This is a genomic window from Vibrio antiquarius, assembly GCF_000024825.1.
Classification (GTDB): domain Bacteria; phylum Pseudomonadota; class Gammaproteobacteria; order Enterobacterales; family Vibrionaceae; genus Vibrio; species Vibrio diabolicus.
In genome coordinates this window covers 155,134-179,000 of the sequence record NC_013457.1, presented here as the reverse complement: position 1 = coordinate 179,000, position 23,867 = coordinate 155,134, and the positions used below count along the sequence as shown (strand labels likewise).

The window sequence follows — 23,867 nt, the reverse complement described above, 5'->3', positions numbered from 1 at the left end:
CACATAGGCATAAAAAAGTGTCTTCCTAACCATGTCGTCAAGTACTTTTTTTGCAATTTTTTTCTACTTTAACGCACCATAAAGGCGCAGTTGGATATTTCGCAAACCCATGAACTTTTTGTGATTTTAATCAAGCCCAAACACGAGTAGAATCCACCGTTAGTAAAGAATTTTCCTTATAAAATTTTTAGTGAAGCAATGAAGTCTGAGTTTCCAAATTACAAAGATAAGCACATCGCTGTTGTTGGTGGCGGTGTCGCAGGTGCAACAGCAGCAATTCATTTTGCGGAGCTGGGTTTTAAAGTTTCCGTAATAGAGAAGGGCGTATCACTGGTAAATGGTCCGCCCATTTGCCATTTACATGCAGGTGGCAACTTATATCGAGAGATTTCTGAGCAACAATGTTTAGATTTGTTAGCACAATCCATTGATACTGTTCGCCTATATCCGCTTTCACTGAATATTCGCCCGACGATCATTGCAGTCCCTTATTCTGATGGTGGAGATCCATCCGCACTGATTCCTCGACTAGAGGTGGTGAAAAATGCGTATCAAACGCTCGTTGATAAAGATCAAAGCAACAAAGTGCTTGGTGAGCCAAGCGAATACTACAAATTGTATTCAAAAGAGGATCTAGAAGCACTCGCACAACGTACTCAACCAAGTCACCCTGCAACCTTTGATGAGTGGTGTATTCCTTTTGCTCAACATGCTGATCTAGAAGCGCTAAAGTACCCAGTTGTGGCGGTTCAGGAATATGGCTGGAGTGTTTTTCGCCTTGCCGCAATTGCCAACTTAACGTTGAACGCTCTGCCAAACGCCTCAGTATGCACACAAGCAACGCTCAAACAAGCGGACTGGATGGGTAATCACTGGCAACTTGGTTACGAACGAGATGGCATTGATTATCTTATGACATGTGACTACTTGGTCAATGCATGTGGTTTTGAAACAGGATCCATTGACAATACCATCGGTGCCAAGCGTGATAGGTTAGTTGAGTTTAAAGCCGCTTATGTAACCAAGTGGGCAGACTGCCAACAACTGTGGCCAGAAGTTATTTTCCATGGACCGCGTGGAACTGATAAAGGAATGGCTCAACTGACCCCCTATGGTGATGGTTATTTTCAGCTTCACGGCATGACGAAAGGCATTACGCTATTTGAAGATGGCTTAGTTGAGAGTACGCCGTCCTCAGCTCAGCCCGAACTGCCAGTTCCTTTACTCTCAAAGATACGTAACGGTTGGCGAGAAGAAGTCTTAGAAGAACGAACCAATAATGCTATCAAACACATGGCGCAGTTCATTCCCGACTATCACTCTGCTATCAAAGGGGGAAAAGCCCTGTTTGGTGCCCAGCAAATTCCTGGAACGGATCCGGTACTCAGGGCAGCCGATGTGACCTTTGAAGACAACCATTACGCGCGGATAGAAGTGGTAAAAGCGTCATCAACACTACTCGCAGCGCAAAAAATGCTTCAGTTCTGGTTTGATATTGAACCTAACCAAAATGTGGAATCCCAACATCCTGTCGCTGTGCATTGGTCTGAACAAGAAATTGAGCAGTACGCGATTAAACTCACGCAAGAGCGAGACTATCCGCAAGCGTTAGCAGAGCGTTATGGGATGCCTGCATAACCGTTACGTATGGGCTCAGAGGTTGTACTAATATCCAAAAAACTGAGCCCATTGGCACCATACTTCTTGCAAGCCTTGTCTATCTCCTTTCACAAAATTGACTTTTTGCCCGGGTTTCGCCTGTGCCAGCCTTGGCAGGTCAATACGTGCTACACAGCCAAACTTAGGATAGCCACCGATGGTTTGATGGTCGTTGAGCAACACAATGGGATTACCATCGTTAGGAACTTGAATCGATCCTAGCGCAATTCCTTCCGACAGTACGCCTTCGTAGGGCGGTTTGATTTTGTTTCCTTCAAGACGATAGCCCATACGATTTGAATCAGGGGATATGGTGAATGCGTTGCTATAAAAGGCTTGGCGAGCGTCTTCATCAAAGTCCTCATTTTGATAGCCTTCAATCACTCTCAGCTTGATAGGTAAGTTGTAATCCGGCTTAAAGCGAAATGTCATCAGCCTTGGTTTGTGTTTCGGTAAGTTATGAGGAAAAAAGGGAAGAATATCGCCTGCTTTTAAAGCGCCACCATTTGAGTCATAACCACCAAGAGATTCTCTCGTGACTGTAGAAGCACTTCCTAAGTGCTGAGCAATATCGAACCCACCTTTAACCGCAAGATAGGAGCGAAGTCCATTTTTTGCGACTCCGAACTGCAGCTTCTGCCCCTTCTTCAATGTAAAGTCAGACCAATTTGAGATAGGCTCACCATCTACTTTTGCATTCAAATCACCACCACATATTGCAAGATGGCAGTTATGTAGTGCGACAAAGCAAGCGTTACCCAAAGTAATTTCAATCACAGCACAATTGACTACGTTACCAAGTAAATGGTTTGCCCAACTGTAGGCGTAATCATCTACGGGGCCACCTTGAGTCACGCCAATATGCGCTAAGCCAAAACGACCAAAGTCTTGAATCAAAGAAAGTGGCCCTGACTTTTCCACCAGCAATCCAGCGTAACTCATAGAACACCTCCTAACTCGATAAACTTTTGTTTGGAAATGGCATTAAACGTGACCTTGTCACCTACTTCAAACGGTATAAAAGGTGGCGTATCAGAGAAAAGGGGAAGCGGGCTTCTACCGATAATGTTCCATCCGCCAGGACTATCTGATGGATAGACGGCCGTTTTATTGTCTGCGATTCCCACGCTTCCGGCTGGTACTCGCGTTCTTGGTGTAGCTAACCTTGGCATATGTAATTGAGTATCGACATCGGAGAGGAATGCAAACCCTGGAGCAAAACCAATCGCTGAAACCGCATACTCAGCTTGAGTATGTAAGGAAATGAGCACGTCTAGTGATAGTCCACGATCTTGAAAGCGGGGCAAATCTAGCGCGGTTTCTTCGGAGTAGTATACGGGAATCGCGATGTGGTTAGGTTGAACAAGGCTGAACGATTGAGTATCAAACTGACTGATCATTTGATGCAGTTTATGCACTAAATCTTTTTCATTGATTCGAAAAGGCAAGTAATCAATGAGGATGGTTTGATAGGATGGGACTACGTTCATAATGATTGACGCTAGAGTATCTTTGATGTTTCGAGCAAGTTCTCCGACCGCATTTTCAGAGATATTCTCGTCAAACTTAATGAAAATACTGCATTCAGAGATCAAAGAGATACTAAATTTCTCTTTATGCATTAATTTCCTCCAGCGTATAGGCTTTGACGGATCTTTTGGATCAGCGCGATCGACTCTTCATTGTCACCATGAACACAAATCGTATCGGCTTCCAGTAAAATGTAGCCGCCAGAAGCGGTTTTGACACGCCCAGAGTCTGCTAACGTACGGACTTGCTCAAGTATCGCATGCTCATTCTTTAACACGGCATTAGGCTGTGTCCTAGGTGTAAGTAATCCGTCATCTTGATACAAACGGTCTGCAAATGCTTCAAACAGCAATGGAACGTCATAATCATCTGCGATTTCTAAGTATTTTTCGTTTTCCTGTGACGCTAGAATCATTAACGGCACTTTGAATAAAGCTGCCGCCTTTACAACTGATCTAAATATCGCATCACTTTTCATCATGTCGTTGTATAACGCGCCATGAGGCTTTATATAGCTGATATCTGTGTATTGAGCCTGACAAAGTGCCTGTAAAGCGCCTACTTGGTATATGACCATGTTAGTAATTTCATCACCCGTCATGTTTATACTGCGCCTGCCAAAGCCTTGGAGGTCGGCGTAGCCCGGGTGTGCTCCAATATCAACATCGTTGTCGTTGGCGAGAGTGATAGTGTCGTGCATGACATTAGGATCGGAAGCATGAAAACCGCACGCGATGTTTGCCATATCAACATGAGGCATAACATCTTCGTCTGCCCCCATAATCCAAGCGCCAAAGCTCTCACCCATGTCACAGTTCAATGTAAGTTGCTGTTTATTCAATGTCATACGTTTTATTTCTACACAAGCAATGGGTTCACGATGCAGGAAAATGCATCTAGGTTCAGTGACTCACTTCATTCTTCTATCATGAAAGCGAGGTTTATGATCTGATGGCTGACGAAAAAGATCACTTTAGTCCATAAAGATGTTGCCGTTATTTGAGTTGATCCGAATTTTAAGGTATTTCGTTCCTTTTCCATCCAATTTTTGAGAATTTAAGGTTATTTTGCATTGGCATCGTGTTAATCTTGTCGCCCTTAATGGGTAACAGATTGCATAACAACGCTTCTGTCATTTTTAGTGGTTGTCTGCGACAGGAATACATATGTCATTACGAGCAAAGCTTATTTGGCCAATTTTGGTCTTTATAACGGCTATCTTTGTTATCTCAAAAGGTTATACCTCGTATACTGCATACCAATCGTCTAAGCATGAGTTGGTCGAACAAACGAGAAAGTTGATTAACAATGTTTCTTTCTCAATTAAAGATGCGCTAACGACAAAGAACAAGCAAAAAGCTCAAACTACTCTCATCAACTTTTTAAACCAGCCAAATGTTACGCGGGTCAAACTTTACGACCAAGATGATCAACCTTTCGTTGTTCTTGAAGGAAGTGGGGTATCAGCTCCCGTCCCTAATCAAACTGAAAGAAGCAAGTTACACGCGCTAGGTTATGCCTTATCAGCCAAATTTCTTTATGTTCTAGAACCGATTATTCACGATGGTCGTGTCATTGGCAGTATGAGGGTTACGCTTTCCCATCGTCCAATCATAGAAGCCCAACAATCTTTACTTCAAGATGGTGCTGTACTTCTTCTGTTGCTGTTCGCTGGAGGCACTATCTTTTACATAAGTATCAATAAGCTTGTTCTCAAACCTGTCATAGAACTGAGTCATACGATAGAGAGTGTGACACACGGACAAAATACGGATACTCAAGTTCGCTATTACTCCAAGGATGAAATTGGAGAACTCGCACATTCCTTCAATCAAATGATGAACAAGTTGACAACACGCGAGAAACAGCGGCAACACTCATTAGAAATGTTAGAACAAAAGCGGGCGTTTTCAGAAGAAGTCATTGAATCTGTTCAACATGCATTAGTTATTACCGACAACTTCGGGCGTGTTATTTACTGTAATACTGCGACTCGGCAGATATTTCAAAAAAAGTCAGAGGAACTTGAGCATGCCAATATCCGTGATCTAATTAAAACGAAAACACCGAATGAGCTGAGCCAAATCCTAAGTAGGGGGTTAGAGTGCGATGACATTCACCTCAAAAATGCAGACAACGAACAGCAGTTGAGTTTAACCAGTCGTCGTTTGTCCACACATGGACACTTATTGTTTTCGATTCAAGATATCACCGAAATTGAAGAGGCCATGAGCAGGCAGCGTGTTGCGGGGCGTGTTTTTGAGAGCAGCCAAGATGGCCTCATCGTTCTTAATCATCGAGGTGTTATCACAATGGCTAACCCTGCGGTCACTAAGTTAGTTGGACTAGAGATGGATCAGCTTATTGGGAAGTCATTTATCCAAACACTTAAGTGGCGCAAGTTGCAGGAAATGATGCCTAGCATCATTGAATCGATAAAAAACTACGGGGTATGGCAAGGGGAAGTTATTGAACAGAACCATCTTGGCCAGTTTGTGCCGATGTTTGCAAGGGTTAATCGCATCGTTAAGTGTGAAGACCATGGGTTCTACGACCTGGTCATTGTTCTTACCGATCTTTCTGGCGCAAAAGAGATGGAACGGCTTGAGTACTTAGCTCATCACGATGCATTAACGGGGTTAGCGAATCGCTCTAAGTTCCATTTAGAGTTGGAAGAATTAGTACAACGGTCGGGATACTTACGTGACGAATTTGCGGTGCTTTACCTCGATCTCGATGGTTTTAAAGAGGTTAATGATACTTATGGCCATGACGCAGGTGATGAAGTTCTGAAAAAAGTAGCCGAGCGTCTAACATCTGCGACTCGACATAGTGATTTAATCGCAAGACTTTCGGGTGATGAATTTGTCATGTTGGTTAATCCTGCCAACCAAAAAGTCGTCACCCGAATTGCAGAACAACTGCTCGAAAGCGTATGCACACCAATCAAGTACAAAGGTAACTCGCTCAAGGTTGGCGTTAGCATCGGCGTAAAATTGGTCGGTGTTAATGAGCGAGATGCCACTCGAGTGTTAAAAAGTGCAGATACTGCAATGTATCAAGCTAAAAAAGCCGGAAAAGGCCAAGCAATATTAATGGGATGTGAATTGCAGGAGACAGTTTAAATCGTAACGTCAAAGCTTTAAACTAAACCCATTCGCGTCAGAAGGAATGATAAAATGAAAGTACTTGTTACGGGTGGTATGGGCTATATTGGTAGCCATACATGTATTCAAATGATCGAAGCTGGTATGACGCCAGTGATTCTAGATAACCTGTACAACAGTAAGTCTACGGTCTTAGAGCGCATTGAAAAGGTATGTGGCGTAAAGCCAACCTTCATCCAAGCCGATATCAGAGATAAATCGACAATGGTAGAGGTTCTAAAATCGCACGATATAGAAGCGGTTATCCATTTTGCAGGTTTAAAGGCCGTCGGTGAGTCCGTAGCAAAACCTCTAGAGTATTATGACAACAATGTGAATGGCACTTTGGTATTGGTTGATGCAATGCGCGAAGCTGGAGTTAAATCGTTGGTATTTAGCTCCTCAGCAACTGTCTATGGCGATCCTGCATCTGTTCCAATCACAGAAGACTTTCCAACTAGCGCAACTAACCCTTACGGACGCAGTAAATTAATGGTGGAAGAGTGTTTAACAGACTTCCAAAAGGCGAATCCAGATTGGAGCATCACACTTCTTCGTTACTTTAACCCTGTAGGTTCACATCCAACAGGTGAGTTAGGTGAAGATCCTCAAGGTATTCCAAATAACCTAATGCCGTTTGTTTCTCAAGTTGCGGTGGGCCGCCGAGAGTTCCTCTCTGTATTCGGTAGCGACTACCCAACGAAAGATGGCACCGGCGTGCGTGACTACATTCATGTGATGGACTTATCCGATGGTCACGTCGCTGCTTTGGAAAAAGTAGGTAACAAAGCTGGGCTTCATGTCTACAACCTTGGCACTGGCAATGGCTACAGTGTGCTTGAAATGGTGAAAGCGTTTGAAACCGCAAGTGGTAAAGATGTTCCATACCAACTTGTTGAACGTCGTCCAGGCGATATTGCGGAGTGCTGGGCTGATCCATCAAAAGCAATGAATGAGTTAGGTTGGAAAGCGTCTCGCACTCTAGAAGAAATGACGGGTGATACATGGCGTTGGCAATCTAACAACCCTCAAGGTTATCCAGACGCCTAATTTTGATTTACACAATAATAACAAAAAGACGCATAATTGCGTCTTTTTTGATCCAAATCGGAAAAAATCGTAAATTACTGGTTAAAAGGTAGCAAGTCTATATAGAGCTGTTAAACTATGTCCGACTCTTAATTTGGGTTATAAATTTTCTCATAGCTATTGGGGTAGTTCATGGAACTCGGTCTGATCATCACTTTTATCATTGCAGCAGCAGTAATGGTGAAAAAAGAGATGGCAAAACAGTAAACTTTCATTTTTCATACTTTTCTTTACATTTTTGAAATGAAAGCCATAAAAAAAGCCAGCATTACGCTGGCTTTTGTGTTTTTAAGGTTTAGAACTCGTATTTAGCTGTAATTGACCAGTTCCTCCCAGCTTGAGTCAGATCTTTGTTTTCTGTCTGAAGGTCACGCACATCATTCCAATTGTAGTACTCTTCATCTGTCACGTTGAACAGACCTGCTCGCAACGTAAGGTCTTTAATAGGTTTGTAGTACGCGGTGACATCTACAACCGTAGCTGCGGAGATAGGCAATACTTTATCGTCATTTATGTCGCTTTTATCTTTAGATGCGGTGTAGTTAATGGTTAACGTGGTTCCCCAGTTTTGTTCTGAATCGTAATTAAAGCCAGCGACAAGGTTCCAAGGGTTAACACTGTTTAGTGGATTATTGTTTCCATCTTCACCTTCCGTATATGCCGCTGCTAAACGAGAGCTAAAGCCTTCGATTGGCATGAACTTGTTCCACGAAAGTTGGTTTGAAAACTCAATACCTTTAATTGTCGCTTTGCCAATATTTACGTACTGCAGAATCGCAGGGTCAGTCACTGGTGTCCAAGTGCCAGAGACGGTTTTACTCTCGATGAAGTTGTCGTAATCGCTGTAGAAAACTGACACTTCACTGCTAGAAATGTCATTATTATGTCGCCAACCAAATTCGTACGAAATGCTGTCTTCTGCTTTTAAATCAGGATTTGGCTTAAAAATGTAGCCATGCATTGGGTTGCCGAAGGAGTAGTACAACTCTTGGAAATCTGGAGCACGGAAACCTTGGCTGATTTGCGCGAATAAACGATGTTGTTCATTAAGCTTATAAACAGAACCTAAGCGGCCTGTAAATGCAGAATCAGAAAACTTTTTGTAGTCGCTAGCCGCGTTACCACTTGGGTTGCTGCTTGTGTCACCTGGATCGGTTTCAAATGCATCCCACCGTACGCCCGGGGTAATCGTAAAGTTACCTACCGTAATTTCGTCTTGTAAAAAGAGCCCGTAACGACGCTCGCTCGCAGAAGGGATATAGAAAATTTCTTTGTTTGCGCTTGCACTGTTGTACTCTTTGTTAACGTTCTTAATGTCTTTATCACTGAAGGATGCACCGTACACAAAGTAATGCTCTGTACTACCAAGCATGAGATATTTGTCGAACTGAGAATCAAACTGGTAGCCTTCATCCTCGTAGATGTAGTCTTTACGTTGGTTATTCTGACCTTTAACACGATCAGTAATGCCGTTTTCTTCTTTGCTAAGCCAATCTAGTTGCCAGGTAAGGGAGTCCGCTACGGCCGTTTGCATCTCCCAAATATGTTTTATACCAACTTGATATTGTTCTGTTACATCTTCACTTGTTGCATTAGTATAACCGTTGTAAGACTGCTTTCCGTTGCCTTTGTTGCGAATATAATTCCCATTGAACTCAACACGATGTGCATCATTGAGTTGGTACTGAAGCTTAACCAGTAAGTTGTTCGCTTCTGTATCTGCATCTGCTAGATCTCCAAAGTTATCCAGTTCATTGCCGTCGCGACGCGTATAAGCAAGTAAAGATTCCAAATCGCCAGTTTTGTGCGCTAATGCCACAGATTCACTGAATGTATTGTCTTCGGAAGAGTAGTTTAACTTCGCATGGCCACCAAAGTTACGACCCTTAAGGAAATCAGCCGGATCTTTAGTTTCAAATGCAACAATGCCACCAATTGCGTCAGAACCATGTAGAGACGATGCTGCACCTTTTACAATTTCAACCGCTTTTATTAGGTCGGTATCCACGTTAACGCGAGCAGAGTTAATGAACGTATTCCCTGATTCGAACTGGTTACCTTGAGATACGCCGTCCACAAGAACTTTAATTCGATTGCCTTCGATACCACGGATATTGATACTCTGGACACCTTGGCGAGAGTTTGTCTTAACCGTGACTCCTGGCGTGTACTCAAAGAGGTCATCTAAGCCAGTGACCATGCTTTCTTCGATGTTCTTATCAGTAACGACCGCAACAGAAGCAGCAGTGTCTTCGATTTGGCTATTAGTACGAGTCGCAGTCACGACCACTTCATTGAAGGTTGAATGATCTTCAGCGTAGGCACCTTGGGATAGTGCAATCAGAATAGAGGCTGACAAAATTGATTTTTTATACATTGGCTTCAATACCTTAGATCCATAATAGGTAACAACAAACGGGATATTAATAGATCTAAATAATAATTACTATCATTACCATTGTTGTTTGTGGATTTATCTTGAGTAGAACTCTTAGGTTATGAGCATTTCTAGTCTTTAGTTATCAGTGTGTTATATTGTTTAATGTTAGTTCTTGATAAGATCATCCAAATACAATCAATGTGACAAAAATCACATTAAGAGAGGCCATGTGCAGAGTCCAATTACGTTAGAAGCGCTCCATATTCTGGATGCCATTGACCGAAGAGGGAGTTTTGCAGCTGCTGCGAATGAGTTAGATAGAGCCCCGTCATCACTGAGCTATCAGATCCAGAAACTCGAGCAAGACTTAGACATCATTATCTTCGATCGCTCTGGTCACAAAGCCCATTTTACTGAAGCAGGAAAGCTCATCCTTGAAAGAGGACGAGCCATTTTACAAGCCAGTGAAAAGTTAGTGAATGATGCAACGTTATTGGCGAATGGTTGGGAACTGGATATTACCATTGCCTTTGATGGCATTATTCCTATATCCAATTTCTTCCCTATGGTTGATGCATTGGCTGAAGTCAGCTCAACACGAGTCAGACTGCAAGAAGAGATCTTGGCTGGTAGCTGGGAATCGCTGAATACAGGTAGAGCGGATTTACTGATTTGCCCATCATTGGATACACTTCCTCAAGAAGTCAAATCAGAAAAAATTGGTAAGATGAGCATGTTTTGGGTAGCGGCAGCTGATCACTATGTTCACAAGCGTAGTGGTAAGTTTGATGAGGCGGCGCGAGAAAAGTACCGAATCATTGCCATTGCAGACACTGCACGCGAACAACCTGCGCTCTCAATTAATATCATTCAAAAACAGCCTCGCTTGACCGTCACCAACTTTACGGCAAAAGTAGATGCGCTCACTGCAGGTTTAGGCATTGGTACGTTACCAAGCCAAATTGCACAACCTTTGATTGATAGTGGCGTATTGAAGCGAATCGAAGGTACAGAAGAGCAGCCGATGGATATTATCTTAGCATGGCGCCGAAATACCATGGGTGAGGCGAAATCCTGGTGTATTCAATACTTGAAAAAGAATTGGAAACTAAAGTAACAACGTAACTTTTACTTCTTAGGTTCCCATTGCTTATCGAATCTAAGAAGTAAAGTTATCGCTAATGCTTTATTTTTCAATTTAAAGGAAGCACCATATCTGCCGTACCATCGGCAAACTGAACATCGACTTCAAATCCCAGGTTTTGAGCTAACATCAACATCCCTCTGTTTGTAGGCATGGTCATTCCAGACATTTGCTTTGTGCCTTTAATCTTGCAATAGCTGATAATTTTCTGCATCAGCACTTTACCTAAGCCTTTTCCTTTCAAATCTGAACGAACCAAAATAGCAAACTCAGCATCACTATTATCTGGAGTAATCAATGCGCGGGCTACGCCTATGATAGACGGTCCGTCGGTATTAAACGCTACCGCAACAAACGCCATTTCGCGGTCGTAGTCGATTTGAGTGAAGTTTGCCAAAGCCTCATGGTTGAACTCACCAACCTCAGAAAAGAAACGCTTATAGAGATCTTCTTTCGATACGCTATTAATGAATTGAGCATGCAGCGGCTCATCTTCAGGCAGGATAGGGCGAAGCAGGATAGGTTGGCCATCTCGAAGCGTTACAGTTTCGACAAATTCTGCCGGGAAAGGACGAATCGCCAGACGTTTTTGCGCATCTCCCTCGTATTTACACAGTGTGATGTCCGCATCGAGGATAGTTAAATCGCTTCCCGACACCAATACTGGATGGATATCCAGTCTTTGTATTTCTGGCAACTCAACCGCCATTTGGGAGATACGAACTAAGAATTTCGACAACTCACTAATATCGAGCGCATCTTTGTGTTTCTGCAGGCGAATCTTTCCAGACTTTAAAGCAACAACGACAAGGTAGCGTGCAAGCGTCATGTTCAAAGGAGGAAGTGCAGCGACGGCATCTTGGGCGATATTCCACTCCGAGCCGCCTTGACCCAGCAAGATGACAGGTCCAAAGACCTTATCTACTGCAATGCTAATCCTTAGTTCTTCAGCGCTGCCGAGCTTTGCCATACCTTGCACCAATAGACCGTGTACATTGGCAGAAGGGTAACTGAGCTTTACGGTATCTAGAATGGATAGCGCTGCGTTGGAAACTTCTCGACTGTTTCTTAAATTCAGGGCGACACCGTGTACATCCGATTTATGAGGAATGTCTGGAGATCGCAACTTAACCGCAACAGGGTATCCGATATTTTCTGCCATATGAACGGCTTCAATGTCGTCAGATGCAATCCATGTTGGCAGAACATTAAACCCGAACAGCTTAAATAATGGGCTGGTTTGATGCGTATCCAAGGTAACTGTGTTTTTATCCAGTAGTCGTTCATTTACCCATTCTTTTGCAGAACTCACACTTCCAGAGTGCAATGGCTCAGCCGTCGTTGGCGTTTCCATTAATTGCTTCTGGTTTCGTCGATACTCAACCAAGTGCATGTATGCAACGACCGCACTTTCCGGCGTTCGATAGGTTGGAATGCCAGCTTGAGTAAATGCCAGTCGTGCCTCTCTCGACGTTTGTTCTCCTGACCAGTTGGTCAAGACATTAAAATGCTTATGCCGAGGGTGAGCCTTGATCGCCTCAATAACAGCTTGAGCAGTTTCAAGAGGGTCGGAAACCGCAGAAGGACTATGCATTATCAAGATCGCATCTGCACAGTCGTTATTCATCAGTGCGTTAATGGTATCAATGTAGCGTTTTTTTGTTGCGTCTCCAGAAAGATCAATCGGATTTCGAGTGCGCCAGTTGGACGGGAGTACTGTTTGTAATTGCTCAATGGCAGCGTCATCAAGTGTTGCGAGCTGGCCACCACGTTCAATCAAAGTATCAACGGACATAACTGCAGGGCCGCCGCCATTGGTGATGATCGCTAAACGCTCCCCACGAAGTGGCACAGAATGCGTGAGTGTTTCTACCGCAGCAAAGAGCTCATGCGTATTGCTGACTCGTAACATACCAGTTCGACGGATGGCAGAATCGTAAATTACATCAAGCGTATCACCATCTTGCTGTTCGAAAGTATTCATCTCTTTAGAGCGGCCCGCTTTTAATACCAATATACGGCGGTTACGTGAAGCAGCTCGCGCAGCAGACATAAATCGTCGAGCATCCTGGATGTTATCCACATAAAGCAGAATAGCTTCCGTATTCCCATCCATACTTAAGTAATCAAGCAAATCTGCAAAATCGATATCCTGTCCGCGTCCAATCGAAATGAACGAAGAAAAGCCAATATTCTTATCATTTGCCCAGTCTAACACTGTGGTACAAACCGCCGCAGATTGTGAGATGAACGCAATTTTTCCGGGCTTAGCCGCAACAGGAGAAAACGTGCAGTTAAATTTGTGCCAAGGCAAGATAATACCTAAGCTGTTCGGTCCTAAAACTCGAATATTCAATGATGAAATATTTAAAGGCTGAGCGTCATCAGAGATAACAATCGCAAACGGCGTGCCTCTCTCATCTAACTCTTTAAGCAGTTGCTCATTACGTGAAACGTTCGTACATAAAATCGCAATATCTGGCGTATAGGGTAGGGAAGCCACATCCGGGTAGGCTATAACTCCGGATACCGCTTTGTATCGCGGCGTTACTGGCATAATCGCGCCACCAAATCCACTTTGTAGAAGGTTACGCATAACGACATGCCCTGCTCGCAATGCTTTTTGAGATGCACCAATAACGGCCACAGAGTTGGGTTTAAAGAGTTTATGTAGTTTATTCATGCTGACTCCTAGCCGTTTGCAAGTAACGTTTGCCTATCGGTTTCATATCAATCATAAACGAATAATTTATTGATAAAACGCCTTCAGACCAGACATTGCATAAAATGTGGGCGATGCTTATGGAGTTTGTGTTATTCATCACATCAAAATCACAGATTATTGTATTTGATGCTTGATAAACGGCCCTGCTATCGGCATGATTTATCGTAATATTTATCCAGAGCATTTGTTACTTCATGAAAAAAATCGCAATCATCGGCTTGTCAGTCCTGCTTTCTGCTTGTGCATCTGAAACTTACATCACAGACGTAACTTCTGAAAGTTATCGAGAGGACTACAAATCAGATCGTATCTCTAAGCCAATTATGGCGTCTGAAAACGCTGTAGTAGAAAAAGACGTACAACCAACTGTTGTGAAAATGACGGCAAAGCCTGAAGAGAAGAAAGTAGTCAAGCTAACGCCAAAAGAGCAGGCGAAGCCAGTTAAGATCGTACCACCGAGTAAAAAGCAAGCTGGCATTCAACGATTTGGCTATACCATTCAAGTCGCCGCTGTGGGTAGCCAAGCGAAAGTCGATCAGTTTGCAAATAAACTACCACAAAACGGTCAGCCGATTTGGGAAAACTATAAAGTCGTCAACGGTACTAAGTGGTTCTCAGTTTTATACGGAGACTACGCAACAAGCGCGGAAGCCAAGCAAGCGATTTCGACTTTGCCTGCTCAATTTCAGCAGTTAAGACCATTTGTTAAAAGCATTGACGCCATTAAAAACTCAGCTTACCCAACGCTTAACAAATTAAACTAACACATCAAATAAGGGAGCGAATAGCTCCCTTATTTATTTGTTCAAATCCTACTCGAACAAAATTCCTCACACTAAAATTACTGTACGTCACACTTCAAAGGTTTATCATAATAAATAGTATCTTTTGTAGGTCACGGAAAGATTGATTCATGATTAAAAATATTCTTCTACTATGCGGCGGCGGCTCTTCTGAGCACGAGATTTCATTATTGTCTGCAAACTTTGTCGAACAACAATTAAATCTTATTGAAGACGTTCACGTTACACGCGTAGAAATAAAAAACGAAGGTTGGATGACCAACCAAGGTGAGTTGGTTTACTTGGATCTCAATACCAAGCAGTTGTGCTCAAGTGAATCTAATCAAACCATCGATTTCATTGTGCCTTGTATACATGGTTTTCCAGGCGAGACAGGCGACATTCAATCTCTGTTTGAAATCGCAGGTATTCCTTATCTTGGCTGCGGGCCAGAAGCGAGTAGCAATAGTTTCAATAAAATCACATCTAAGCTTTGGTACGACGCTATCGGTATTCCCAATACGCCATACTTATTCTTAACGCGCAACGATGAAGAAGCTCATACTCAAGCTCATAAAGCATTTGAAAAGTGGGGAAAAGTCTTTGTCAAAGCCGCTCGTCAAGGGTCATCTGTTGGATGTTACAGCGTCACAGAAAAAGATAAACTTTCCAATGCAGTAAATGATGCGTTTGGGTTTTCTGACCAAGTGTTGGTTGAAAAATCAGTAAAACCACGAGAGCTTGAAGTTGCTGCATATGAGATGAATGGCCAGCTGCACATAACGAAGCCAGGCGAGGTTATTGCACCTGACGGTGCTTTTTACTCGTACGATGAAAAGTACAGCAGTTCAAGTCACTCGCTCACCGAAGTTGAAGCGAAGAATCTAACCCAAGCACAATTAGATGCAATTCAGCACGCATCTGAGAGGGTATTTAAGCAAATGAATCTTCGCCATTTGTCTCGTATCGACTTTTTCTTAACGGAAGATGATGAGATTTACTTAAACGAAGTAAACACATTCCCAGGTATGACTCCGATCTCGATGTTCCCTAAAATGCTTCAAAATAACGGGCACAAATTCCATGAGTTCTTGGAAGATTGTATAAACAGTGCAAAGTGATTAACGTTATCAAGGCGCGTTTTATGATAGAAATTGTTTTCTAGAGCAAGGTTTATTCAAGCCGTATTTGAATATTGCTCAGTAGCAATTATGATTATATCAACGCATTAAACAGATGACTCAGTGGTATGGCGATTTCAAACTATAGAGGTTTTAACCTGCAGTCAGGCGGACCAGATGGCAGTATTTGGAAGGTTAAAATCAAGAACCACGTCTTACAAGGTAGTTTGACGGCGGTAAAGAAAAGCATTGATTGGTGGTGCGACACCGCATCAATTATTGATCCCAAAGAGTTTGCCGCCCTTGGACAAAGAGCGCAGCAAGTTGGTGGTGCAAAATCAGAAGTCTTTAACGGTTATACGATTCAAAATGATACAGGTCAGCCCAACTCTTGGTACTGTATGTTTAATGGTAAACTGATTAAGGGTAGTAAAACTGCTATTCAACGTCATATCGAAGCTTATTTAGTTGCAAAGCAAAAAGCGATGCAAGCTCAACAACAAAAGAAACAATAGAATGACTCTGGTATATTCAACAGAAACCGGTCGAATTAAGCCGGAAGAAGAGAAAACATCTCGCCCCAAAGGCGACGGTATTGTACGAATTCAGCGCCAAACGAAAGGACGTAAAGGTAAAGGTGTATGCATCGTTACAGGTTTAGACTTGGATGATGCACCTTTAAAATTATTAGCTGCAGAACTCAAAAAAGTCTGCGGCTGTGGTGGCTCGGTAAAAGATGGCAATATCGAAATTCAAGGTGATGCTAGAGACAAGATCAAAGCGCATCTTGAAAAGAAAGGCATGACAGTCAAATTAGCCGGTGGCTAATTTACATTCAGGGAAACTCAGAATGGCGTCTAAAAATAGACGCCATTTTTTATTTTAGTAAGTAATACGCTAATTGAAGAACAAGCAATCGCAGATTGATAGATCGATATTAGCTATTTTATGGTAAATAGCCATTATGTTTAATACTCACATTAAAGTCTTTAACTTTCAAATTCACAGGGGAATAGGAGCGCTCATTGGCAACATTTGGCGTACGATCACATTCAATTTAACATAATATACATAATGCGCACTGATGTAGGGGTTCCTGTGGACTTGCAATCACTAAGGCCAATCCAGCACAAGCCATTGAAATGCTTGATAATCCAAGTCCGTTAAACTTTTTTCCTATGTTCTGCCATAGTGTCTGCGCTTCGTGCGTTTTTGCTTTATCCATCGCCAAGCCAATCAGTGCCTTTTCTTTGTCTTCACCAATAGTTTCAGCAAGCATAAGTATCTGATTTTCATTGAGATAACTTCGACCTTTTCTTACTTCTGTGAGCATTTGAGGGCTTACACCTAGGTCATGAGCAATCTGCTTGTATTGAATGTAGTTCATTTGCTCTTTATAAGCATCAATGAGCTTGTTTGTGTACATTTCTGCTTTTCCTCTAATCACGCTATTGGACTGATTTTAGTCTTTTAGTACAGATTTTGCTGTGTTGACGGTACAGAAATATCTGTATTTAATCACTACAGAATTTACTGTATCAGACCGCCTTAGCTTTGGGCGTTTGCCCTTGACGCTTTCGCGCTTGGCTTTGGCGGTCACTCTCTCAACTAGTCAGGTGGTTGTAATGATCGTATTAGAAACTGAAGTTCAAAACGTCAATGTTAAAACGTTAACGCTCCGTCACTTCGCAGTGTCTCACGTTCCAGCTTTCAAACTTTGTTACATCACTACAACTGACATCTTTGAAGAAGTCGTCGTTCCTTTTAATCACTTTGGCTACTGCATTAGCACATTCGAAAACAACCAAGAGTCCTTTGGTTATCTCTCGGTTGGCGATTACGAGTTTCGCTTTGAATCTGACGAGCATGAAGTTCTATGTCGTTTCTTAGGCATGACACCTTCAAAAGCGACGGCTTTAGAGGCTCAGTAATCATGAACGAAGCTCAAATCATCTATTACGACTTGCTGCCTGACTACACGGTTTCTGTGTTGGTCAAAGGTTGCGACGAATGGGATTTGCTTAAATCCATGTCTCATCTTGAGTCTTGGGCTTCGTCTCAGTTCGCTTCTTATGAGTTGGTGTCCATCACCAACACGACCGTTGAACAACGTATCAATTTGGGGGTGTTCGATGACTACCGCAACTAACATCCTCAAAAAGTTCGATGAGCAAAGCGTTCATATTGATTACCTATGTTTTACGTTTGCTGTGAAAGACTTACGTCATTGTCATGATGCGGTTCGTCGATTGCACAAGCATGAGGAATACAAAGGCTTTGCCAAATCTGGACTGTTACAGCGTCACTGTCGTGCGCCTAAGTTCCCTGCTCCACCTGTGTTTAATCCGACGGTCGCTCAGACTTCCGACGAGATTGATGCGTACAACAAAGCGTTTGAACTCTGTTATCGCAATTACTTGGAAGACTGCTTGCGCATCTTCACCAACCAAGTGCTTGGTTTGTCGCTGTCAGCACCTCGCGGTTTGGGTTTCCAGTTCTACACCGAATCCATGAAACTGACTTCGCCAGATGGTGAGGACTTCTGCGGCTTCGTTGGTATCGGCGGTAACAATGACACGGTGCATTTCCAAATCAACGGAACGGGATGCAAGCATGTATTTGCCCGTCGTCCTACGTGGTCGCTACATGACTGGCTGACCAATGTACTTGGTGTGCAAACTTTGGCGCGTGTTGACTTGGCCTATGACGATTACGACGGGATTTTCGATTGCGAATACGCTTACAAGGCGTGGCGTGACGACTGTTTCCGCACCGCAGAACGTGGCCGTGGTCCTGTGCTTCATGAAGATATGACCATTGCCAGTATCGGCAAAGACGGCAAACCGATTTACACCAAAGAGCAATACTCGATTGGTTCGCGTACCTCGCGCATTTACTGGCGTATCTACAACAAGGCTCTTGAGCAGAAACTCGCGAACACGGGTCTTGTCTGGTACCGCTCCGAAGTCGAGCTTAAAAAATGGAATGTTGATGTGTTGCTGAATCCAGCAGGCGCGTATGCCGCGCTCAATGATTTTGCTGCGTCAATTTCTACTGCAAAGAAATTCAATACCAAACCTGTCCCGACTAAACGCGCGGCGTTAGACCTGTTGGCCTCTGCGCACTGGATGCGCCGCCAGTACGGGAAAATTCTGAACTCTTTAATCGAATTCCATGAGGGCGACATTGAAACCGTGGTCGGTTCCCTTGTCCGTGATGGAACTAAATTCACCTTCCCCGATACCTACGGCAAGTTGGTGACTCACATATTGGAGACTTAACAAATGGCTAAATCCGTTTTTGTACTTGGCATGGATATCACTTGGAACTCAGCACGTGGTGACAGTGCTCAACTGAACGTGTCACGTCCTCTACGTGAAATCAACTCGGAGAAATTCAAACGCCGCACTATCGGTGAATCCGGTGATGTGAATCCCCAATGGGATCAACCTTTGATGATTGACCATGAATATGCCCTGCTTCTTGAGCGCACTGGTGCTCTCGTTCCTCGCCGTGAATACCAATTGCGCTTGGAGATTAACCCAGAAGACCCATTGGCAGGCGCTATCGTGACTGAGCTTATTCCAGTCGACCAAGAAATTAAGAAGCACTTCGAGGCTTCAATGAAACCCGTTCAAGGCTAAAAAATGTCTGTATGCGTCACCGTCGTTAACCAGTATGGCAATTTGAAAGCAACAAAAACGCCTGTTGCGGATTGCCAAGAATACGTGCTGATTTCGGCGGTGGACTACCAAGAATATAAGGAACCAGTCCTATTCAACGGTGACTTGTTCCTGTATGTCAGTGGCGTGCTCTTGATCAACATGGTCGTTGGTCACTGGGTGGGTCGTGTTGTTCGCCTTATGAGTAAAAGGTAAATCTTATGAAAAAACTAGAACTTGTTGTAACTAACGTAAAACACGCAGTAGTAAACAAAAAGACCGCAGCTGGCGCTGCTCTTATGGCCGCGTCTGTCTCTCCGGCGTTCGCTGAAGTCGATATCACGGGCGCAATCAACTCTGCGGTATCCGGTGGTCAAGCTAACGTATCACTGGTTGTGGCGGGTCTGATTGGTATGGCTGCACTGGGCTTTGGTGTGACCATGGTTGTTGGCTTCTTACGTCGCTAACGGCTCACCTCTATGCCTCCTTTATCGGGTAATTTACTTGGAGATGTTCTCGCTATCGTTCTAGGTGTTGCCTTTGCGGGGGCATTCCTCCACGGCTTTGTGAGTGGCATCAATACTCACTAATCAATAGATAAAGGGGGCTTCGGCTCCCTTTTTTATTGGTTTGTTGCGATGAATATTAGTCTCACTTTTCGTTACCTTATTTTTTTCTCTCTCTTATTTTTAGCCTGTCACTCTAGTGCTTTAGAAATGTATGCAAGCTCGGGAATGATGGGATGCTATGAGAAAAGAGCTTGGAATAATCCCTCTTCTGTCCATGCATGCTTGTATGAGAATTACGGTGAAAACCTTTACGGTGGTGTGCGTGATTGTTCTGTTGTGCTTTACGATACTGATTTAGGTTACAACCGATATGCTTCAAATTGTTATAACAATAAAGGCTACTACGAGACCTACGTTATATATGAGAAAGCGAGATGTCCATCTGGCGAGCGATTTAATAGCTCAACGATAGCCTGCGAGCCTAAATGTGACTATGGGAAGAATCCCGATGGCACCTGTATGGACGCTTGCCAGTTCAAACAGTCCATTGGCGATACGGTGAAATTGCATTGGCACCCTGCGGTCTACGGCGAACTGGTGACGGGCGCGTGTTACGGTGACTACGGTGCCACTCGATGCGAAATGACCAAAAACGAATCCACCATTATTTGTACTGGCGTTCCTGATGGACAGTACACGCCCGACTCTCAATGCTCTCTGCGCTTTGCTTACACTGGACGTCAGTGTGAAGGTGGCACACTTTTCTGGGGCGTGAATGGGCCAGATGAACCCATCATTCCACCCGATGAACCGGAAGACCCAACCCATGACCCTGACGACCCAACAGGCGAGATTGAAGACCCAAGTGTCCTACCCGACGATTCAACCAACACGGTCAATCCCGGTGTCGTTGATGATAAACCGGATGTAGAAGACCCTGACACGGATGAGTCGACAGACACGGCAGTCCTTTCTGCCATTAAAGGGCTTAACATGGATGTGAACAAAGGCATTCATGATCTTAACGTCGATATCAACCAGTCACACGCTGACATCACCAATGCGGTCATTGGTGTGAAAGGCTCTTTGGTCGATAACACCCAAGCCATTCAAGAGCAGCAAATCAATGACAACAAGATTTATAACAACACCAAGGCACTCATCCAACAGGCCAACGGCGATATCACTACGGCGGTGAACAACAATACCAACGCCACTATTGGCATTCGTGACGATTTAAAAGGGCTTGGTGATTCAGTGGGCGAACTCGATAGCAGCTTAAATGCGATTGAGGGTCTATTGACTGGCTCAGAGTTTGGCACACCTACGGGCACCGCTATCACTGGCGAAATCTTCACGGCAGAAGACTTTGCCAACCTGCAAACCACGATAGATGAAAAAGCCGAATCCATTCAAGGCTATGTGGACGACATCAAAGGCTTAATCACTATCGGCACCAACTTCAACAACGGCACATTAAGCGACAAGTCTTTTAACATCAAAGGCGCAACCGTTGAATCAGGACTACAGCGTTTTGATGCGGTATCGGGCTATGTGCGCCCTGTCGTGCTGTTCATTTGTGCCTTAATCGCCCTTTGGGTTCTGTTTGGTAATCGGAGTAAATAACATGGAATACATCTACTCAGCATTAGAGTTTATTGCCAACATTGGGCAAACCTTTCTCGACTTCTTTGATGTGGCAATTGAATGGATAAAGAACGCGTTTGAATACGGCGCGATGTGGCTTATCTCAGTATGGCTCGATATCAAGATTGCCTCGATACAAATCGCACTCAAGATTGCGCAGCTGCTGCTCGAAGAATATGGCGTCTATACGCTTGTCGAAGACCGCTTTAATGCGCTTCCTTCTGACGTCCGTTATATCTTGACCGAATACGGCGTCACCTCTGGGCTACGTGTCATCTTTGATGCGTTCGCTACGTCTTTAGTTATGCGTTTCTTTAACTGGTGATTGAATGGCTACTTCATTTCGATACGGTCACGGTGGCTCTTACAAATCGGCTTGCGCCGTGTGGTTTGACTTACTGCCTGCACTGCGTGAAGGTCGAATTTGCATTACGAACATTCATGGTATGCAGCCACTTGAAGTGATTGAACAACGCCTTGGTGAGAAGTTCCCTGATACCGCTCGGCTCATTCGCATTAGCTCTCGCAACCCTGAAGGCTTCGAGCTTTGGAAATACTTCTTCTGTTGGGCACCCATTGGGGCGTTCATCCTCATTGATGAGTGTCAGCAAATCTTCTCGGTCAATGCAGGTTTCAAAATGGCGAACATACACAAGCGCCCTTTCACTGACTTTGAGCCTCACTTACCGGAAGGATTCTCTGAGCTGTTTCACTCTCGTTGGCTAACGATTGATACATCCAGTTTGGACAATGGCGAGATAGACGATTGCCAACGCACACGTTTTGATGAGCAAGGACGCATCATCTATCCAGAGAACTTTAACAACGCCTTTATGGAGCACCGGCATTATAACTGGGACATTGTGTTGCTCACGCCTGACTTTGCTCAAATCCCGAAAGAGTTAAAAGGTGTCGCGGAGTTGGCCAAGCAACATAAGGGGAAAGATGGGATCTTCTTTTCCAACCGAAAACCGCGCATCTTGGAGCATGACCCAACTCGAACGGTCACCAAACCAAGCAAAGATGATGTGGTTTATAACCTCAAGGTGCCGCTTGATGTCCACCTACTCTACGCCTCGACTGTCACGGGGCAAATCACCAAATCGGGACTTGGGAAGAACATCTTTCTTAACCCGAAATTCTTAGCAGCTATGGCACTGGTCGTGCTTTCATTTGGGTACTTAGTTTATGCGCTTATTGGTATGGTTTCTGATTCTGAGACGACAACTGCGGAAGGAACGCAGCTTCATCAAACTTCGCAGCAAAGTGGCGTTTCGACTTCGCAAGGTCAAGCACGTCCTGGTCAAAGTGGTTCGCCTGGTTCTGTCATGGGTTCTAGTGGTTCTGGCTGTACGGGTTCTGGTTGCGGGAATGAGTCTTATCATGACGTAGGTACCGTTCCGGCTTGGTTCCCACTGGCGAACTCAGAGAGTATCTATGTCTCTGCGGTGGAACGTTGGCACAAAGCCACCTCGATACACGTCAACGTGCATTTTGAGGTTGTCACACCGCGTGGTGTGACTTACCTCGATGACGGATTCCTAAACAAGTTGGGCGTCAAGATGGAATATCTGGACGATTGCCTCGTCCAGCTGTCTCGCGGTGCATCCAACTTCTATGTCACGTGTTCGCCGTATGAGCAATATGCACAACGGCAAGAGCAAGATATTGAACTAAAACCCGTTGGCGGTTTGTTTAGTGGAGACGAAACCTAATGAATGAATACGTAACGCATGGACAGCTGGTTGAAATCATCGAGCTGTTTGATCATCTCTCGATAGTGAACGCAGTCATTGTGGTACTCGCCTATGACCTTGCGAGATACCTCCTAGGCAAACTGGTCGACTACTTCAATTAAAGGCACGGTGCCAGCCCCGCAGGGATAAGGAGTTGCGGAGCGACGACGAGGCACCAAGCCGCCCACCTTAGCAAAACCTAGCCTCATTACTTAATCGGCGCGGTTAGCAGCCCAAAGCCACTTGGATGCTGCCGCCCTCCTTCCTGCTAGACCAGCCTCGCAGAGACTATCCACACCAAAGGCGCGTTAACCTACTGGAACGCTGCATACTCACAACGCCAAAGCTTTGCGAGTGTCGAGCAATGCTTATTCTTCTTTTCTGGGTTCTCTCCGACGGACGCGCGGAGCAAGTGAGGACGGGCTAGGACGATTGCGCGACGTGCGGCGGGAGGTCAAACCCCCGAATCTGTATTACGGGGGTAAATTCCACCGAGACTCAACTTGTACTCAGTCTTCATCTCATGATGATATGATTTACAAAATTATCTGAAGTGAATTTGTACGTAATATGTACGTAAACTTGACATGTGGTCGAAAAAGTATCAATATACATATGGTACGTACATGGTACGTACATGCGAAATGCTCATTTAAATAAAAAAATTTAATAAACAATATAAACGAAGCAACACGAAATTAATTAAAAATACTTTAATAAACAATCAACTATACAAC

General features: G+C 44.1%; 24 protein-coding genes. 18 read left to right on the top strand and 6 right to left on the bottom strand.

The features are described 5' to 3' along the window. The first annotated feature begins 198 nt into the window (after positions 1–198). Entirely contained in the window at positions 199–1,638 is a 1,440-nt protein-coding gene (locus tag VEA_RS15870; protein ID WP_012842296.1) for an FAD-dependent oxidoreductase, read from the top strand. 27 nt (positions 1,639–1,665) lie between these two features. On the opposite strand, the gene VEA_RS15865 is transcribed toward VEA_RS15870, so the two are convergent. Genes VEA_RS15865 through VEA_RS15855 form a run of 3 tightly spaced genes read right to left on the bottom strand, consistent with a single transcriptional unit; the run spans position 1,666 to position 4,036 of the window. Further along, the gene (locus VEA_RS15865) at positions 1,666–2,601 is read right to left on the bottom strand and encodes a 5-oxoprolinase subunit C family protein (protein WP_012842295.1); all 936 of its coding nucleotides are present in this window, start codon (positions 2,599–2,601) and stop codon (positions 1,666–1,668) included. Next, entirely contained in the window at positions 2,598–3,281 is a 684-nt protein-coding gene (locus VEA_RS15860; RefSeq protein WP_012842294.1) for a 5-oxoprolinase subunit B family protein, read from the bottom strand. The genes VEA_RS15865 and VEA_RS15860 overlap by 4 nt, the downstream gene beginning before the upstream one ends. Next, positions 3,281–4,036 carry a 5-oxoprolinase subunit PxpA gene (locus VEA_RS15855; protein WP_012842293.1) on the bottom strand — a complete coding sequence of 252 codons (756 nt, stop codon included), beginning with the start codon at positions 4,034–4,036 and terminating at the stop codon, positions 3,281–3,283. Before VEA_RS15855 ends, VEA_RS15860 begins: the two co-directional genes overlap by 1 nt. A 319-nt stretch (positions 4,037–4,355) precedes the next feature. Between VEA_RS15855 and VEA_RS15850 the strand changes: the two genes are divergently transcribed. Both VEA_RS15850 and galE read left to right on the top strand, forming a co-directional pair. Beyond that, complete coding sequence (locus tag VEA_RS15850) at positions 4,356–6,314, top strand: diguanylate cyclase domain-containing protein (RefSeq protein ID WP_012842292.1); 1,959 nt, start codon at positions 4,356–4,358, stop codon at positions 6,312–6,314. 54 nt (positions 6,315–6,368) lie between these two features. Continuing rightward, a complete protein-coding gene (gene galE, locus VEA_RS15845; RefSeq protein WP_012842291.1) occupies positions 6,369–7,385 on the top strand; it encodes a UDP-glucose 4-epimerase GalE in 1,017 nt (338 codons plus the stop codon). Positions 7,386–7,719: 334 nt separating this feature from the next. On the opposite strand, the gene VEA_RS15840 is transcribed toward galE, so the two are convergent. Beyond that, positions 7,720–9,801 (bottom strand): TonB-dependent hemoglobin/transferrin/lactoferrin family receptor, encoded by a 2,082-nt coding sequence (locus VEA_RS15840; protein WP_012842289.1) that lies wholly within the window; start codon positions 9,799–9,801, stop codon positions 7,720–7,722. A gap of 232 nt (positions 9,802–10,033) precedes the next feature. Between VEA_RS15840 and VEA_RS15835 the strand changes: the two genes are divergently transcribed. Next, the gene (locus tag VEA_RS15835; RefSeq protein WP_005395465.1) at positions 10,034–10,921 is read left to right on the top strand and encodes a LysR family transcriptional regulator; all 888 of its coding nucleotides are present in this window, start codon (positions 10,034–10,036) and stop codon (positions 10,919–10,921) included. Between the two features lie 76 nt (positions 10,922–10,997). Here the strand turns inward: VEA_RS15835 and VEA_RS15830 are convergent, their stop codons facing one another. Next, entirely contained in the window at positions 10,998–13,631 is a 2,634-nt protein-coding gene (locus tag VEA_RS15830; protein WP_012842288.1) for a bifunctional acetate--CoA ligase family protein/GNAT family N-acetyltransferase, read from the bottom strand. Positions 13,632–13,867: 236 nt separating this feature from the next. Here VEA_RS15830 and VEA_RS15820 point away from each other — a divergent pair, with 236 nt between their 5' ends. The 4 genes from VEA_RS15820 to yciH all read left to right on the top strand — a co-directional run bounded on the left by VEA_RS15820 (position 13,868) and on the right by yciH (position 16,404). Next, positions 13,868–14,437: an SPOR domain-containing protein gene (locus VEA_RS15820; RefSeq protein ID WP_005390018.1), complete on the top strand. Its 570-nt coding sequence runs from the start codon at positions 13,868–13,870 to the stop codon at positions 14,435–14,437. 149 nt (positions 14,438–14,586) lie between these two features. Next, positions 14,587–15,576 carry a D-alanine--D-alanine ligase gene (locus tag VEA_RS15815; RefSeq protein WP_012842287.1) on the top strand — a complete coding sequence of 330 codons (990 nt, stop codon included), beginning with the start codon at positions 14,587–14,589 and terminating at the stop codon, positions 15,574–15,576. Between the two features lie 128 nt (positions 15,577–15,704). Next, a complete protein-coding gene (locus VEA_RS15810) occupies positions 15,705–16,091 on the top strand; it encodes a DUF3319 domain-containing protein (protein WP_005395460.1) in 387 nt (128 codons plus the stop codon). Between the two features lies 1 nt (position 16,092). Next, a complete protein-coding gene (gene yciH / locus VEA_RS15805) occupies positions 16,093–16,404 on the top strand; it encodes a stress response translation initiation inhibitor YciH (RefSeq protein WP_012842285.1) in 312 nt (103 codons plus the stop codon). A 229-nt stretch (positions 16,405–16,633) separates the two neighbouring features. Here the strand turns inward: yciH and VEA_RS15800 are convergent, their stop codons facing one another. After that, entirely contained in the window at positions 16,634–17,002 is a 369-nt protein-coding gene (locus tag VEA_RS15800) for a DUF3693 domain-containing protein (protein WP_012842284.1), read from the bottom strand. Positions 17,003–17,201: 199 nt separating this feature from the next. Between VEA_RS15800 and VEA_RS15795 the strand changes: the two genes are divergently transcribed. The 10 genes from VEA_RS15795 to VEA_RS24025 all read left to right on the top strand — a co-directional run bounded on the left by VEA_RS15795 (position 17,202) and on the right by VEA_RS24025 (position 23,252). After that, positions 17,202–17,507 (top strand): hypothetical protein, encoded by a 306-nt coding sequence (locus VEA_RS15795; protein WP_012842283.1) that lies wholly within the window; start codon positions 17,202–17,204, stop codon positions 17,505–17,507. 2 nt (positions 17,508–17,509) lie between these two features. Further along, a complete protein-coding gene (locus VEA_RS15790; protein WP_012842282.1) occupies positions 17,510–17,725 on the top strand; it encodes a hypothetical protein in 216 nt (71 codons plus the stop codon). Next, a complete protein-coding gene (locus VEA_RS15785; protein WP_012842281.1) occupies positions 17,709–18,857 on the top strand; it encodes a replication initiation factor domain-containing protein in 1,149 nt (382 codons plus the stop codon). The genes VEA_RS15790 and VEA_RS15785 overlap by 17 nt, the downstream gene beginning before the upstream one ends. Before the next feature lie 3 nt (positions 18,858–18,860). Beyond that, positions 18,861–19,220 (top strand): DUF1293 family protein, encoded by a 360-nt coding sequence (locus VEA_RS15780; protein ID WP_005477647.1) that lies wholly within the window; start codon positions 18,861–18,863, stop codon positions 19,218–19,220. A gap of 3 nt (positions 19,221–19,223) precedes the next feature. Next, positions 19,224–19,454 carry a hypothetical protein gene (locus VEA_RS15775; RefSeq protein WP_005477619.1) on the top strand — a complete coding sequence of 77 codons (231 nt, stop codon included), beginning with the start codon at positions 19,224–19,226 and terminating at the stop codon, positions 19,452–19,454. 5 nt (positions 19,455–19,459) lie between these two features. Then, positions 19,460–19,705 carry a hypothetical protein gene (locus tag VEA_RS15770; protein ID WP_005477614.1) on the top strand — a complete coding sequence of 82 codons (246 nt, stop codon included), beginning with the start codon at positions 19,460–19,462 and terminating at the stop codon, positions 19,703–19,705. A 171-nt stretch (positions 19,706–19,876) separates the two neighbouring features. Continuing rightward, the gene (locus VEA_RS15765) at positions 19,877–21,373 is read left to right on the top strand and encodes a hypothetical protein (protein ID WP_081442441.1); all 1,497 of its coding nucleotides are present in this window, start codon (positions 19,877–19,879) and stop codon (positions 21,371–21,373) included. Between the two features lies 1 nt (position 21,374). Then, entirely contained in the window at positions 21,375–21,719 is a 345-nt protein-coding gene (locus VEA_RS15760; protein WP_005477634.1) for a DUF2523 family protein, read from the top strand. A 4-nt stretch (positions 21,720–21,723) separates the two neighbouring features. Next, entirely contained in the window at positions 21,724–23,109 is a 1,386-nt protein-coding gene (locus VEA_RS15755) for a zonular occludens toxin domain-containing protein (protein WP_012842279.1), read from the top strand. After that, positions 23,109–23,252, top strand: a complete 144-nt coding sequence (locus VEA_RS24025; RefSeq protein WP_005477649.1) for a hypothetical protein — start codon at positions 23,109–23,111, stop codon at positions 23,250–23,252. The genes VEA_RS15755 and VEA_RS24025 overlap by 1 nt, the downstream gene beginning before the upstream one ends. Positions 23,253–23,867: the final 615 nt, after the last annotated feature.

Bases quoted from the DNA above. Each gene is read 5' to 3' on its own strand.
- VEA_RS15870 (WP_012842296.1), top strand. From the start codon at position 199: ATGAAGTCTGAGTTTCCAAATTACAAAGATAAGCACATCGCTGTTGTT.
- VEA_RS15865 (WP_012842295.1), bottom strand. From the start codon at position 2,601: ATGAGTTACGCTGGATTGCTGGTGGAAAAGTCAGGGCCACTTTCTTTG.
- VEA_RS15860 (WP_012842294.1), bottom strand. From the start codon at position 3,281: ATGCATAAAGAGAAATTTAGTATCTCTTTGATCTCTGAATGCAGTATT.
- VEA_RS15855 (WP_012842293.1), bottom strand. From the start codon at position 4,036: ATGACATTGAATAAACAGCAACTTACATTGAACTGTGACATGGGTGAG.
- VEA_RS15850 (WP_012842292.1), top strand. From the start codon at position 4,356: ATGTCATTACGAGCAAAGCTTATTTGGCCAATTTTGGTCTTTATAACG.
- galE (WP_012842291.1), top strand. From the start codon at position 6,369: ATGAAAGTACTTGTTACGGGTGGTATGGGCTATATTGGTAGCCATACA.
- VEA_RS15840 (WP_012842289.1), bottom strand. From the start codon at position 9,801: ATGTATAAAAAATCAATTTTGTCAGCCTCTATTCTGATTGCACTATCC.
- VEA_RS15830 (WP_012842288.1), bottom strand. From the start codon at position 13,631: ATGAATAAACTACATAAACTCTTTAAACCCAACTCTGTGGCCGTTATT.
- VEA_RS15820 (WP_005390018.1), top strand. From the start codon at position 13,868: ATGAAAAAAATCGCAATCATCGGCTTGTCAGTCCTGCTTTCTGCTTGT.
- VEA_RS15815 (WP_012842287.1), top strand. From the start codon at position 14,587: ATGATTAAAAATATTCTTCTACTATGCGGCGGCGGCTCTTCTGAGCAC.
- VEA_RS15810 (WP_005395460.1), top strand. From the start codon at position 15,705: ATGGCGATTTCAAACTATAGAGGTTTTAACCTGCAGTCAGGCGGACCA.
- yciH (WP_012842285.1), top strand. From the start codon at position 16,093: ATGACTCTGGTATATTCAACAGAAACCGGTCGAATTAAGCCGGAAGAA.
- VEA_RS15800 (WP_012842284.1), bottom strand. From the start codon at position 17,002: ATGTACACAAACAAGCTCATTGATGCTTATAAAGAGCAAATGAACTAC.
- VEA_RS15795 (WP_012842283.1), top strand. From the start codon at position 17,202: ATGATCGTATTAGAAACTGAAGTTCAAAACGTCAATGTTAAAACGTTA.
- VEA_RS15790 (WP_012842282.1), top strand. From the start codon at position 17,510: ATGAACGAAGCTCAAATCATCTATTACGACTTGCTGCCTGACTACACG.
- VEA_RS15785 (WP_012842281.1), top strand. From the start codon at position 17,709: ATGACTACCGCAACTAACATCCTCAAAAAGTTCGATGAGCAAAGCGTT.
- VEA_RS15780 (WP_005477647.1), top strand. From the start codon at position 18,861: ATGGCTAAATCCGTTTTTGTACTTGGCATGGATATCACTTGGAACTCA.
- VEA_RS15775 (WP_005477619.1), top strand. From the start codon at position 19,224: ATGTCTGTATGCGTCACCGTCGTTAACCAGTATGGCAATTTGAAAGCA.
- VEA_RS15770 (WP_005477614.1), top strand. From the start codon at position 19,460: ATGAAAAAACTAGAACTTGTTGTAACTAACGTAAAACACGCAGTAGTA.
- VEA_RS15765 (WP_081442441.1), top strand. From the start codon at position 19,877: ATGAATATTAGTCTCACTTTTCGTTACCTTATTTTTTTCTCTCTCTTA.
- VEA_RS15760 (WP_005477634.1), top strand. From the start codon at position 21,375: ATGGAATACATCTACTCAGCATTAGAGTTTATTGCCAACATTGGGCAA.
- VEA_RS15755 (WP_012842279.1), top strand. From the start codon at position 21,724: ATGGCTACTTCATTTCGATACGGTCACGGTGGCTCTTACAAATCGGCT.
- VEA_RS24025 (WP_005477649.1), top strand. From the start codon at position 23,109: ATGAATGAATACGTAACGCATGGACAGCTGGTTGAAATCATCGAGCTG.